Below are 13,024 nucleotides of genomic sequence, written 5' to 3'. Positions count from 1 at the left end.
TGCGCAGCGATTGCAGTCAGCGGCCCAGCCATCGTCCATCAACGCCACGCTGTCTTCTCGAACCTTCGGTGAGGTCACAGGTGCCACACATCCCTTCCATGCGCTTACGCACCATCGCAATCTGGTGCGTGTCTCTCGCACTGGCGCACATCGTGCCGGTGACTGCGGCGCCACTCTCCGCTCCCACGCCGGCGCAGTACACGCAGGCAATGGGCTTGTCCGATCACTACGCTTCGCTGGTGGACCGGCAGCCTACGGCGCCGGTGTGGGTGGATGCCGGGCATTTTCTCTATCGGCGTGGAGTGGCGCGCAGCGAGCAGCTGCCGGCGATCGAATACCGCCTGGTGGAGGCGGCCAGTGGCCGCAACACACTGGCCTTCGATCACGCGCGGTTGGCCGCAGCATTGACGCGGGCCGGTGCCAAGGCGGTCGACGCAGCGCGACTGCAGCTTGACGAGCCCACCCTGGAACGGCAGCGCCTGAGTTTCCAGTTGGCGAAACTGGGCTGGCAATGCGACCTGCTGGGCTATCGCTGCGCGCACCTGCCCGAACGCGACCTGCCGGCCGAATCGATGGACATGCGCCTGCCGCTCAAGCAGGGCGAACGCCAGGCCAGGACGTCGCCGGATGGCCGCTGGCGTGCCTGGGTGGAGCAGGGCAATCTGGTCATTGCGCCGGTTGGCAGTCACGAGCGCAGCGTGCTCAGCCACGACGGCAGCACGGATGACTACTACGCACTCGACAGCGTGGTGTGGTCGCCGGATTCGCAACATCTGGCGGCATATCGGGTCAAGGCACCGCCGCCGCGCATGGTCTATTACATCGAGTCGGCGCCCACCGATCAGGTGCAGCCGAAGTTGCATCAGCAGGTCTACCCCAAGCCAGGCGATGCGTTGCCGGTGATGCAGCCGGTCTTGTTCGATCTTGCCACGCACGCAGCGCATCCGGTGGCGATGACCTTGCTGCCCAATGCCTTCACCTTGAGCGAAATGGTCTGGTGGAAGGACAGCCGCGGCTTCACCTTCGAATACAACGCACGCGGTCACCAGCTGTACCGGGTGATCGAGGTGGATGCACGCACAGCCGCCGCGCGCACGCTGATCGAAGAGACATCGCCCACCTTCATCGAATACTCCGAGCTCAGTGGCGAGCATGAGAACGGCGGCAAGCACGCACGCCAGGATCTGGACGATGGCGCGCAGATCGTGTGGGCATCCGAGCGCGATGGCTGGGAGCATCTGTATCTGTACGACGGCCACAACGGCGAGGTGATTCGCCAGGTCACCCGTGGCGACTGGGTGGTGCGCAAGCTCGATCGCATCGACCAAGCAGCGGGGCAGGTGTATTTCACCGCCTCGGGTATGCAGCCCGGCGAGGACCCGTACTATCGCCATGCCTATCGCATCGGGCTGGATGGCCGCGGGCTTACCGCATTGACGCCGCTGGCTGCCGATCATGAGGTGCGCTATTCGCCGGATGGAACCTGGCTACTGGATCTTTACTCGCGCGTGGATCTGGGCCCGGTGCTGGAGTTGCGGCGCAGCGCAGATGGCAGCCTGGCGCGCACGGTGGAGCGCACCGACCTGACCCGCCTGCTGGCGGCAGGGTGGCAGGCGCCACTGCCGTTTCACACCACCGGGCGCGACGGCAGGACCGAGATCTGGGGCGTCATCCATCGCCCGCAGCAGCTCGATCCGCAGCAGCGCTACCGGGTCGTCGAAGACATCTATGCCGGACCGCAGGGCTCGTTCGTTCCCAAGAGCTTTACCACCGCCACACCATCGCTCACCGGGATGGGGTTTGCGGTAGCGTCCATCGATGGCATGGGCACCAACAACCGCTCGCGCGCCTTCCACGATCTGGCCTGGCGCAACCTCAAGGACGCCGGGTTGCCGGATCGTATCGCCTGGCACAAGGCAGCCGCGGCGCACTACCCGTGGTACGACATCGGCGGCGGTGTCGGTGTGTACGGCACCTCGGCAGGCGGGCAGAACGCGTTGGGGGCGCTGCTGTTTCATCCGGAGTTCTATGTGGCGGGTGTGGCCAATTCCGGCTGCCATGACAACCGCATGGACAAGATCTGGTGGAACGAACAGTGGATGGGCTGGCCGGTCGGCCCGTGGTACGCCGCATCGTCGAATGTGGAGAACGCCGCGCGCCTGCAGGGGCATCTGTTGCTGGTCACCGGCGACATGGACATGAATGTCGACCCGGCCAGTACCTTCCAGGTGGCCGACCGCCTGATCAAGGCCGGCAAGGATTTCGATCTGCTGGTCGTGCCGGGCGGCGATCACGGTGCCGGTGGCGACTACGGCAGGCGCCGCCTGCTGGATTTCTTCCTGCGCTGGATGCAGCAGGCACCAACGCCGGAGTGGAATCGCAACGTCGCAGCGCCGGCCGCATCGGTGCGGTGATGCGCGCGCTGCCGGTCGCGTGCAGCGAGTTGACGTGCGCGGCACATCGGGCCCAATGCCCCCGTCCGCGCATCGATCGTTGTCAGCTTCATCTGCACTCCCATCGCCGCAAGCGGTGCCAATGCGTGCGGGCTCGAGCGCGCTCATGCCGCCACACGTGATCGTTCAGTTGCGAACCATGCTGTTTTCCGCATGCGCGTTCGCCAAATGCGACAAGACGTGGCGTCTGCGCACAGGCACATTGTGACCAGCTGATGAAAACTGGAGTGCATAAGCGCATCCAGTGAGGAATGCACCACCTTTCCGGTAACACGCGTTGCTGCGCGACTGTTCGGTCGCCTGCGTCGCACGTTGTCTGCGCCTCTGCAACACGACCGTGCCAGCGGTTTGTTGCAGCGTACGTCTGCCATCTACGTCGCCCTGCGCCGCTGTACGCCGGCACGGGCAGGTATTGCCCACGGTTTGTCTTTCGTCACACTCAGGAGCCTTGCATGCCGATGTTGCCGTTGCCTCTGACTCGCACGACCAGCGCCACCACGCGGCCGTTGCCGAGCATGCTCACCACCGCGCTGCTGCTGGTGCTGTCGGCAGGTGCGGTTGCGCCGGTGGCTGCGCAGCAAGCTGCCGGTGGCGATGCGACGCAGACGCTGGACAGCGTGGTGGTCACCGGCTCGCGTTTGCGCCGGGTGGATACCGAGACCGCCAATCCTGTGGTTACCGTCAGCCAGGAGCAGATCGCTGCCACCGGCAAGGCGACCGTGGGCGATCTGTTGCAGGAACTGCCGTCCATCGCCGGCAATGCGACCAATCCGTATACCAACAACGGCGGCGGCACCGGCGCCTCGGCGATCTCGCTGCGCGGCTTGGGCGACAAGCGCACGCTGGTGCTGGTCAATGGCATCCGCCTGGCTTACAACGACGTCAATGCCATTCCTTCCAGCATGATCGAACGCATCGAGGTGCTTAGCGATGGCGCCTCTGCGGTGTACGGCTCCGATGCGATTGGCGGTGTGGTCAACTTCATCCTGCGTTCGCGCTTCGACGGCGTGCAGTTCAGCAGCGACTTCGGCACCAGCAGCGAGGGCGACGGCAACCGCCGCAACTTCACCTTGACCGCCGGCAAGACCTGGGAGCGCGGCAGCCTGATCGGCGGCCTGTCGTATCACAACATCGATGCCGTCTCGGCAGCGGCGCGCGATTACTCCAAGGACGCGCTCGCGCTGACCAATGGTCAACCGGTGAAGCAGGGCTCCTCGGCCACGCCCACCGGCACGGTGAACTTCAACGATGGCTCGGATCAATCGCAGCTGCTCGCACAATCCAATGGTTGCGGGCGCGTCACCCTCAACAGCGGCGTCAGCGGGCGGGCGAGTCCTGGCGATTTCCACTGTTATAACGCTGCTGCAGATTCCTACAACTACCAGCCGTTCAACCTGTTGCAGACCCCGCAAAAACGCACCAATGCCTTCCTGCTGGGCACGTATCGCTTCAGCGACAGCGTCGAGGGCTACGTCAATACCTGGTTCAGTAAAACCGAATCGGCCTCGATCATTGCGCCGATTCCGATCTTTTCCAACGGCGACAACATCCTGGTCTCGGCGCAGAGTTACTACAACCCGTTCGGCGTCAATTTCGGCACCGATCGCACCACCGGCACCTCCTACAACGACCTCAATACGCGCGCCACCGTGTTGGGCAACCGCCGCTACCAATACAACACCTACAACTTCCAGATCAGCCCGGGTCTGCGCGGCCGTTTCGGCGACAGCTCCTGGCAGTGGGATGCCACGTTCAATTACGGCAAGGTCAAGCAGAAGTCGATCAACAACGGCTTTCTCGACTATGCCGCGTTCAATCAGGCCATCGGTCCCTCGTTTCTGGATAGCGATGGCGTGGTCAAGTGCGGCAGCGCGGGTGCAGCGATTGCCGGCTGTACGCCGTTGAATTTCTTCAACCTCAACGACAGCGCCAACCTGGCCACGTTGCAGGGCATGGTGGTCAACCCCATTGTCACCAGCGTGTACACGGTCAAGCAATTCGAAGCCAATGCCAACGGCACATTGTTCGAGTTGCCGGCGGGCGAGGCCAGTCTGGCGGCTGGCATTTCGTACCGCAAGGAACGCTCCACCACCGCCTCGGACCCGCTCTGGACCGGCGATGAAAACGGCCTGTGCGGCGTGATCGAATTCTGTTCGTCCAGCTTGAGCGGCAGTTTCGATGTCAAGGAGGCCTATGCCGAAGCGCTGTTCCCGCTGCTCAAGGATCTGCCCGGCATCAATGCGCTGAACATCACCGTGGGCACGCGCTTTTCCGACTACAGCTCGGTGGGCAGCAAGACCAATAGCAAGCTGTCGCTGGAATACCGCCCCGTCGAAAACCTGTTGTTGCGCGGCACCGTCTCGCAAGTGTTTCGCGCACCCAACATCAACGAGCTGTATGCCGGCGTGGCCGGCGACGCGGCCACCGTCAACGACCCGTGTAACGGCTACACCGGCGGCAACACGGTGGCCTGCGCCAATGTGCCCACCGATGGTAGCTACCAGCAATCGGACGGGCAGGTGTCGGGCAAGGTCTCCGGCGCGGCAGTCGCCGGCTACCAGCTCAAGCCGGAAACCGGTAAGTCCTACGACGTCGGATTTGTGTACGACCCGCAGTGGATCGACGGCCTGTCGTTGAGTGCGGACTGGTGGCGCATCGATCTGGAAGACACCATCACCACGGTGTCGGCGCAGACGGTGCTGAATCAATGCTTCGCCAACTCGGCCAGCGCGTTCTGCGCGTTGATCCATCGCAACGGCAACGGCACCATCAATTACATCGCCGAGCCCACCGTCAATCTGGGCAAGCTGTGGGCCAAGGGCATGGACTTCAACCTGACCTACCGCTTGCCTGCCATGGCATGGGGCAATGTCACCGCCGGCCTCAACGGCACCTATCTCACCCGTTACGACGTGTTGCCCGACACCACCGACCCCAGCTCGGTCACCATCCACAACGTAGGCCGCTACACCCAGGCCTACGGCAACTTCCCACGCTGGCGCGCACTGGGCACGGTCAGCTGGGCATTGGATGACTGGAGCGCCACCTGGCGCATCCGTTATGTGGGGCATACCGCCATCGGCAACTCGGATCCGGACCAGAGCCTGTCGGCCGATTCCAGCGAACCGACCGTGGTGCGCAATATCGGTGCCTACGTCTACAACAACCTGCAGCTTGGCTATAACATCGAGCCATGGCATACGCGCTTTGAGGTCGGCGTGGACAACATCGCCAACAAGCAGCCGCCGCTGTACTACGCCAACAATGTGGGCAATGCGAACACCGACGTGGCCACTTACGATCTGCTCGGCCGCTTTTACTGGGCACGCGCGACGGTGAAGTTCTGAGTGCGCTGGTGTCTCGCTGCGCTGCGTGGCCGATTGCGGCCGGTTGTGCAGACGCCACGTCACGCCAGCATTGCCAGCGCAGCGGCGATCATGTTGTTGCGACCCTGCGCGCATGCCTGCGCGCCATCAGGAGCTAAGCTGATCCCATGGCGGAAGCACACCTAGGCGAATCGACCTGCAACCACACGCCGTCGTTGTCGCGGCGGCGCTTTCTGGCCTGGAGCAGCCTGGCGGTGGCCGCCGGCTTCCTGCGCTTTCCAGCCCAGGCCAGCGCTGCGCAACCGGGCAGCGTGCGCGCGGTGCCGCTCGCCCAGGTCAGGCTCACGCCGTCGCTGTTCCTGGATGCGCTGCACACCAACAGGCGCTATCTGATGCGGCTGCAGCCGGACCGGCTGTTGCACAACTTCGTGCTGTATGCCGGCCTCGACCCGAAGGCGCCAGCCTATGGCGGTTGGGAAGCGGACACCATCGCCGGGCATACGCTCGGCCACTATCTCAGTGCGCTGGCACTGATGCACGCACAAACTGGCGACGCGCAATGCCGCACGCGCGCAGCCTATATCGTCAGCGAACTGGCGCGCTGCCAGGCGCATGCCGGCGATGGCTACGTGGCCGGCTTCACGCGCAAGGACGCAGCCGGGAAGATCGAAAGCGGGCGCGCGGTCTTCGACGAGCTCAAACGCGGCAAGATCGACGCAGCGCCGTTCTATCTCAACGGGAGCTGGGCACCGCTCTACACGTGGCACAAATTGTTCGCCGGCCTGCTCGACGTGCATGCGCATTGCGATAACGCGCAAGCGCTGCAGGTGGCGGTGGGTCTGGCTGGATACCTGCAAGGCATCTTCTCCGCGCTAGACGAGGCGCAATTGCAAAAAACGCTGTCGTGCGAATTCGGCGGCCTCAACGAATCGTTCGTCGAACTGCATGTGCGAACCAATGATGCGCAATGGTTGGCGCTGGCGCAGCGTCTGCATCACCACGCCGTGATCGACCCGCTGGTTGCACAGCGTGACGAATTGGCGCACCAGCATTCCAATACCAACGTCCCAAAGCTGATCGGTGTGGCCCGCGAATACGAAGTCACCGGCGATGCCGCATCCGGCGCCGCAGCGCGCTTCTTCTGGCACACCGTCACCGACCACCACACCTATGTGATCGGCGGCAATGGCGATCGCGAATATTTCCAGCAGCCGGACAGCATTTCAAAGTTCCTCACCGAGCAGACCTGCGAGCATTGCGCCAGCTACAACATGCTCAAGCTCACCCGCCACCTGTATCAATGGGGCCCGCAAGCGGAGTTGTTCGACTACTACGAGCGCACCTTGCTCAACCACGTGATGGCGCAGCAGCACCCACGCAGCGGCATGTTCACGTATATGACGCCATTGCTGGCCGGCGAAGCGCGCGGCTGGTCGTCGCCGTTCGACGATTTCTGGTGCTGCGTTGGTAGCGGCATGGAAGCGCACGCGCAATTCGGCGATTCCATCTACTGGCAGGACGGGCAGGGCGTCTACGTCAATTTGTATGTGCCCTCCATGGTGCACGATGCTGCCGGCCTGGACATGACCTTGCACAGCGCCTTGCCGGAGCAGGGCAGCGCCTCGCTGCGCATCGATGCCGCGCCGGCCGAGCAACGCACGCTCGCACTGCGCGTGCCAGGTTGGGCGAAACAGCCGCGCCTGCAACTCAATGGCCAGCCTGTCGATAGCACTGTCAGCGATGGCTATCTGTGCATCACGCGCACCTGGCAGCGCGGCGACACACTGAGCCTGGCGTTCGACATGCCGCTGCGCCTGGAAGCGACCCCGGACGATCCCGCCTGGGTCTCGGTGCTGCGCGGGCCGCTGGTGCTTGCCGTGGATCTGGGCGATGCCTCCAAGCCCTGGTCGGGCAAGACCCCGGCATTGATCGGGGGGCAGGACATCCTGCAACGCCTGCAACCGGTGCCGGGCAAGACAGCCTTCGTCTACAACGATGGCGTGCAGCAGTGGCAGTTGTCCCCGTTCTACGCCCAGTTCGACCGCCGCAGCGCGGTCTACCTGGAACACCGCGACGCCGCCGCATGGCAGCAACGCCAGACCGAACTGGCGGCAGTAGCGGCGGCGCAACACGCACTCGACACCCGCGCGCTCGATCGCATCGCGCTAGGCGATGAAGCCTCCGAGAAGGCGCATGCACTGCAGGGGGAAAATTCCAACCCGCTCAGCTACCGCCGCCGGCCCGGCCGCGACGTGCGTACTGGCGGCTTCATGGCCTTCACCCTGCGCAATACCGCCCAGGCCCGCATCCTGCGCCTGCGCTACTGGGGCGACGAAACCCGCCGTCGCTTCCGCCTCCTCGCCGACGGCGAACTCATCGCCAACGAACGCCTTGACGGCAACCGCGGCCTGGATTTCGTCGATGTGGATTACGCACTGCCAGCAACAGTCGCCGGCCGCGACACCCTGCAGATTCGCATCGAACCGGAGACCGGTTATTCGGCGGGGCCTGCATTTGGGTGTTGGGTGCTGGAGTCGGCGTGAGCGCTGTAGCTAGCGCGTGTTATTCGTATGACGAGCTTCTACGAGGCGTCGGAAAGCAGGAAGGCTGTACGAATTTATTCGTACCCCTGAAAGCTTATAACTTTCGCGTCCTTTTTGCTCAGCGTGTATTCTCCGCCGCCGCCTATGATTCCTAAGCGCCTATCCACTAAAAAGACGATGACTATTTTTGAAGGTGTTCGGGCAATCCCCATGGAATAGGACTCGAGGTCTCGCAGAGCCGAGTATTCGCCGCTGGCTGGATACATTGCGACAATTCGATTCTTAAAATCTTTGCTTGCCGCCTCAATTGCTTTGAAGGTTTCTGCGTTATCGGGTTCCGCGGCAGAAGCGCCTGTGAAAGATAGAAATAGCAACAGTGATATAAATTTCATGGTTGCCATCCTAAAGCATTGCTGAGAAATTCCGAAATCCTGCTATTTTCTCACCGCCCCCCTGCGTTAGATGCTCACACGCCTGGGAAACTCGGCTTTGTTCGGAGAGCAAACTAGGTGGCGAACTCAGTCGATAGGATATTGCTGATCGAAGGGGTGGTGGGAAATGAGTATCACTGACCCTCTAGTCTTTGAACTTCTGATGTGCGCTGTCTAGTGGCTGGAGCCAATGTGTGTTGAGACACGCATACTGGCTGTCATGAATGACTCGATGAAGTGATTGTCTGTCGGTTTGCCTTGCCGGGAATAATTGATGGTCATGCCGTTATCCAGGGAAATATGGCGAGAGACGACCAAGAGATCAACGAGAACTTGAGTTGCTGGATGTGGATGCCAACATTTAAACGCAAAGACCGGCGATTAGGCCGGTCTTTGCGTTGCGCAGAAGTAGTGCGGCTTACACCGACAACTCCAACAACAACTTATTCAACCGCCGCACATACGCGGCCGGATCCTTCAAACTATCGCCCGCAGCCAACGCAGCCTGGTCGAACAACACACGACTCAGGTCGCCGAAGCGATCCATATCCTGTTCCGCGTCGAGTTTCTCGATCAGCGGGTGGGTCGGATTGAACTCGAACACCGGCTTGCTTTTCGGCACCGCCTGGCCGCTGGCTTCTAGCAGCTGACGCATCTGCAGGCCCAGGTCGCCCTGGCCGATGGCCAAGATCGCCGGGGAATCGGTCAGGCGATGCGAGACGCGTACTTCGGCCACGTCGTCGCCCAGCGCTGCCTTGATGCGCGAAGCCAGACCTTCCTTGGATTTAGCGAGGTCTTCCTGCGCCTTCTTGTCCTCTTCCGAATCCAGCTTGCCCAGGTCCAGGTCGCCGCGTGCCACATCCACGAACGATTTGCCGTCGAACTCGGTGAGGTAGCTCATCAGCCATTCGTCGATGCGGTCGGTGAGCAGCAGCACTTCGATGCCCTTCTTGCGGAAGACCTCCAAATGCGGGCTGTCCTTGATCTGCGCGTAGCTTTCGCCGGTGAGGTAGTACAGCTTGTCCTGGCCTTCTGCCAAACGGCTCACGTAATCGGCCAGGCCCACGCTTTGTGCGCCGGTGGTGTCGTGCGTGGAGGAGAAGCGCAGCAGGCCGGCGATTTTTTCGCGGTTTGCATAATCCTCGGCCGGGCCTTCCTTCAATGCCTGGCCGAAGTTGCGCCAGAACGTGGCGTAGTCGTCGGGCTTGTCCTTGGCCAGCTTTTCCAGCATGTCCAGCGAGCGCTTGGTCAGCGCCGACTTCATCGAATCGACCACCGGGCCGGATTGCAGGATTTCGCGCGAGACATTGAGCGAGAGGTCCGACGAATCCACCACGCCCTTGATGAAACGCAGGTACAGCGGCAGGAACTGCTCGGCCTGGTCCATGATGAAAACGCGCTGCACATACAGCTTCAGGCCCTTGGCCGAGTCGCGGTGGTACAGGTCGAACGGGGCACGGCCGGGCACGAACAGCAGCGAGGTGTATTCCAGCTTGCCTTCGACCTTGTTATGGCTCCAGGCCAGCGGGTTGCCCGCGTCGTGGGCGATGTGCTTGTAGAACTCCTGATACTCCTCGTCCTTGATCTCGGACTTGGGGCGCGTCCACAGCGCGCTGGCGCGGTTGACCGCTTCCCATTCGGGCTCTGCCGGCGTGTCGGCGGCTTCGCCGTAATGCTCCTTGCGCATCTCGATCGGCAGGCCGATGTGGTCGGAGTATTTCTTGAGGATGCCGCGCAGCGTCCAGCCATCGGTGAACGATTCTTCGCCTTCCTTCAGGTGCAGCACGATGCGGGTGCCGCGCTCGGGCTTGTCGACGCTGGCGATCTCGAATTCGCCTTCGCCACGCGAGGACCAGTGCACGCCTTCGCTGGCCGGCAGGCCGGCGCGGCGCGAATACACGTCCACCTGGTCGGCGACGATGAAGGCGCTATAGAAGCCCACGCCGAACTGGCCGATCAGGTTGGCATCCTTCTTCTGGTCGCCGCTGAGGTGCTTGAGGAAATCGGCAGTGCCGGACTTGGCGATGGTGCCCAGGTGGGAGACCGCCTCCTCGCGGCTCATGCCGATGCCGTTGTCGTCGATGGTCACAGTGCGCGCGTCCTTGTCGTAATCGACGCGGATGCGCAGCTCGCCGCTGCCTTCCAGCAGCTCGGGCTTGACCAGGGCTTCGAAGCGCAGCTTGTCGGCGGCATCGGCGGCATTGGAGACCAGCTCGCGCAGGAAGATTTCCTTGTTCGAGTACAACGAATGGATCATCAGCTGCAGCAGCTGCTTGACCTCGGTCTGGAAGCCGAGCGTCTGCTTGTCGGTTTCAACGGTCATTGGGGTCGTGCTCCGTGGTGGTCCAGGCCGCAACGCGGCCGATGGCCTGGGGGATGCGGCCTTCTGCCGATTTTTCAAGGCGTGCCTGCGCGAATGTGCCGCGCGGCGGCTGGCGCGGGGCAGGGCGGCTGCGGCGATGGCGGCGGTATCATGGCCGGCCATTCGTCCTGCCTTGAGCCATGTCGCCAACTGCGCTACTGCCGTGCTGCACCCGCCCGCCCTCGCCAGGTGCGGGGCGATGAGCCGCCCGCAGCGCCCGGCCTCGTGTGGCGCGGAAGGCCAGGTGCGTATTGTTGGCGGGCGCTGGCGCAATACGCGGCTGGCGGTGCCCAGCTTGCCCGGCCTGCGCCCCAGCAGCGACCGCGTGCGCGAAACGCTGTTCAACTGGCTGATGCCGCGCCTGCCCGGCGCGCGCGTGCTGGATCTGTTCGCCGGCTCCGGCGCGCTGGGCCTGGAGGCGGTGTCGCGCGGCGCTGCGCATGCCACCCTGATCGAACGCGACCCCGGCCTGGTGCAGCGGCTGCGCGAGCACGTGACCCGGCTGGATGCCGCCACGCAGGTGCAGGTGCTGCAGGAAGATGCGGTGCGCTGGCTGGAGCGTGCGCCCGCAGCGCTGGCTGATATCGTCTTCGTCGACCCGCCGTTCGCGGCCGGGCTGTGGCCGGCAGTGCTGGAGCACCTGCCGGCGCATGTGGCGGCCGACGCCTGGCTGTACCTTGAAGCGCCCGCCGATGCGCCGCCGCTGCTGCCGGCCGGCTGGCATCTGCACCGCGAGGGCGCCACCCGTGAGGTGCGCTATGCGCTGTACCGCCGGGCCGCTGCTACACTGAAGAGCGATCCGACCCCGGTAGTCTCCGTATGAGCGTTGCCAACAGCCGCACCGCCGTCTATCCCGGTACCTTCGACCCGATCACCAATGGGCATATCGACCTGGTGAATCGCGCCGCGCCGTTGTTCGAGCGCGTGGTGGTGGGTGTGGCGTATAGCCCCTCCAAGGGCCCGGCATTGTCGCTGGAGCGCCGCGTGGCGCTGGCCCAGGAAGCGCTGGCGGCGCATACCAATGTGGAAGTGCGCGGCTTCGATACCCTGCTGGCGCATTTCGTGCGCGAGATGGGCGCCGGCGTGCTGCTGCGCGGCCTGCGGGCAGTGTCCGACTTCGAATACGAATTCCAGATGGCCAGCATGAACCGCCATCTGATCCCGGAGGTGGAAACGCTGTTTCTTACCCCGGCCGAGCAATACAGCTTCATCTCGTCCTCGCTGGTGCGCGAAATCGCGCGGCTGGGCGGGGATGTGTCCGGCTTCGTGCCGGCATCGGTTGTCGAGGCCTTGCGGCAGGTGCGCCAGTCCCGCGCGCAGGCCTGATCATCTGCAGTTACATCACCACATGCATTTCAAAGGGAGGAGTTTCATGAAACACACCATGCGCGCTCTGGCGCTCGCTTCGATCGCCGCTCTGGCGGTCACCGCCTGCAAGAAGGAAGAGCCGGCACCGACCGCTGCCGCCGCACCGGCCCCGTTGACCGCACCGGCCAAGGACGACAACGCCGGCTGGAAGAAGTACCTGCAGGAAGTGGTCGGCCAGAACCTGGGCACCACCACCAACAGCCCGTTCCTGTACTACTTGCCGCCGGAGTCGGACGCCGAATTTGCCGGCAGCTACGAGCGTCAGCTGGAAAGCGTCAAGACCGCGCTCGCGCGTGGCGTGCAGCCGGGCAACATGCTGGCCTTCGGTTCGTCGGCGTCCAGCAAGATGGCCGACCTGATCGATGCGGCGTTCAAGGACGTGGCACCGGACTCGATGAAGGGTGTGCGCGTGCTGTTCATCGGCAATGCTGCCGACAACGCGCGCGTGCAGACCATCGTCCAGCCCAAGGGCGCGGAATACATCTTCGTTGAAGCCAAGTAATGCCGTAGCAGGCCGGATGCGCGGGAGGGCGCATCCGGC

Annotated in this window: 8 protein-coding genes; 6 read left to right on the top strand and 2 right to left on the bottom strand. The window is 63.5% G+C overall.

What is annotated here, in order from left to right; all coding sequences use genetic code 11:
* Positions 1-98: 98 nt before the first annotated feature.
* The 3 genes from ACCQ16_RS12560 to ACCQ16_RS12550 all read left to right on the top strand — a co-directional run bounded on the left by ACCQ16_RS12560 (position 99) and on the right by ACCQ16_RS12550 (position 8,322).
* Entirely contained in the window at positions 99-2,414 is a 2,316-nt protein-coding gene (locus tag ACCQ16_RS12560; protein ID WP_277572688.1) for a S9 family peptidase, read from the top strand.
* Between the two features lie 491 nt (positions 2,415-2,905).
* Positions 2,906-5,800 carry a TonB-dependent receptor domain-containing protein gene (locus tag ACCQ16_RS12555; RefSeq protein WP_277572689.1) on the top strand — a complete coding sequence of 965 codons (2,895 nt, stop codon included), beginning with the start codon at positions 2,906-2,908 and terminating at the stop codon, positions 5,798-5,800.
* A 146-nt stretch (positions 5,801-5,946) separates the two neighbouring features.
* A complete protein-coding gene (locus tag ACCQ16_RS12550; RefSeq protein WP_277572690.1) occupies positions 5,947-8,322 on the top strand; it encodes a glycoside hydrolase family 127 protein in 2,376 nt (791 codons plus the stop codon).
* Positions 8,323-8,396: 74 nt separating this feature from the next.
* Here ACCQ16_RS12550 and ACCQ16_RS12545 read toward each other — a convergent pair whose 3' ends face one another.
* Together ACCQ16_RS12545 and htpG are read right to left on the bottom strand one after the other, a co-directional pair.
* A complete protein-coding gene (locus ACCQ16_RS12545) occupies positions 8,397-8,714 on the bottom strand; it encodes a hypothetical protein (protein WP_083347918.1) in 318 nt (105 codons plus the stop codon).
* A gap of 457 nt (positions 8,715-9,171) precedes the next feature.
* Positions 9,172-11,076: a molecular chaperone HtpG gene (htpG, locus tag ACCQ16_RS12540; protein ID WP_372379970.1), complete on the bottom strand. Its 1,905-nt coding sequence runs from the start codon at positions 11,074-11,076 to the stop codon at positions 9,172-9,174.
* Between the two features lie 172 nt (positions 11,077-11,248).
* Here htpG and rsmD point away from each other — a divergent pair, with 172 nt between their 5' ends.
* From rsmD to ACCQ16_RS12525, 3 genes are read left to right on the top strand one after another with little or no spacing between them, the layout of a single operon-like run.
* On the top strand, positions 11,249-11,938 hold the full coding sequence (gene rsmD / locus ACCQ16_RS12535; RefSeq protein ID WP_170808564.1) for a 16S rRNA (guanine(966)-N(2))-methyltransferase RsmD: 690 nt from the start codon (positions 11,249-11,251) through the stop codon (positions 11,936-11,938).
* Positions 11,935-12,441, top strand: a complete 507-nt coding sequence (gene coaD, locus ACCQ16_RS12530; RefSeq protein WP_008574388.1) for a pantetheine-phosphate adenylyltransferase — start codon at positions 11,935-11,937, stop codon at positions 12,439-12,441. The genes rsmD and coaD overlap by 4 nt, the downstream gene beginning before the upstream one ends.
* 46 nt (positions 12,442-12,487) lie before the next feature.
* Positions 12,488-12,985 (top strand): hypothetical protein, encoded by a 498-nt coding sequence (locus tag ACCQ16_RS12525; protein ID WP_005931897.1) that lies wholly within the window; start codon positions 12,488-12,490, stop codon positions 12,983-12,985.
* Positions 12,986-13,024: the final 39 nt, after the last annotated feature.

Source organism: Xanthomonas sp. NCPPB 1062, from assembly GCF_041481705.2.
GTDB lineage: Bacteria > Pseudomonadota > Gammaproteobacteria > Xanthomonadales > Xanthomonadaceae > Xanthomonas > Xanthomonas euvesicatoria.
The sequence above is the reverse complement of the archived record's forward strand: the minus strand, read 5'-3'. Positions and strand labels throughout refer to the sequence as shown.

Excerpts from the sequence above, each read along its gene's own strand:
- ACCQ16_RS12560 (WP_277572688.1), top strand. The coding sequence starts at position 99 with ATGCGCTTACGCACCATCGCAATCTGGTGCGTGTCTCTCGCACTGGCG.
- ACCQ16_RS12555 (WP_277572689.1), top strand. The coding sequence starts at position 2,906 with ATGCCGATGTTGCCGTTGCCTCTGACTCGCACGACCAGCGCCACCACG.
- ACCQ16_RS12550 (WP_277572690.1), top strand. The coding sequence starts at position 5,947 with ATGGCGGAAGCACACCTAGGCGAATCGACCTGCAACCACACGCCGTCG.
- ACCQ16_RS12545 (WP_083347918.1), bottom strand. The coding sequence starts at position 8,714 with ATGAAATTTATATCACTGTTGCTATTTCTATCTTTCACAGGCGCTTCT.
- htpG (WP_372379970.1), bottom strand. The coding sequence starts at position 11,076 with ATGACCGTTGAAACCGACAAGCAGACGCTCGGCTTCCAGACCGAGGTC.
- coaD (WP_008574388.1), top strand. The coding sequence starts at position 11,935 with ATGAGCGTTGCCAACAGCCGCACCGCCGTCTATCCCGGTACCTTCGAC.
- ACCQ16_RS12525 (WP_005931897.1), top strand. The coding sequence starts at position 12,488 with ATGAAACACACCATGCGCGCTCTGGCGCTCGCTTCGATCGCCGCTCTG.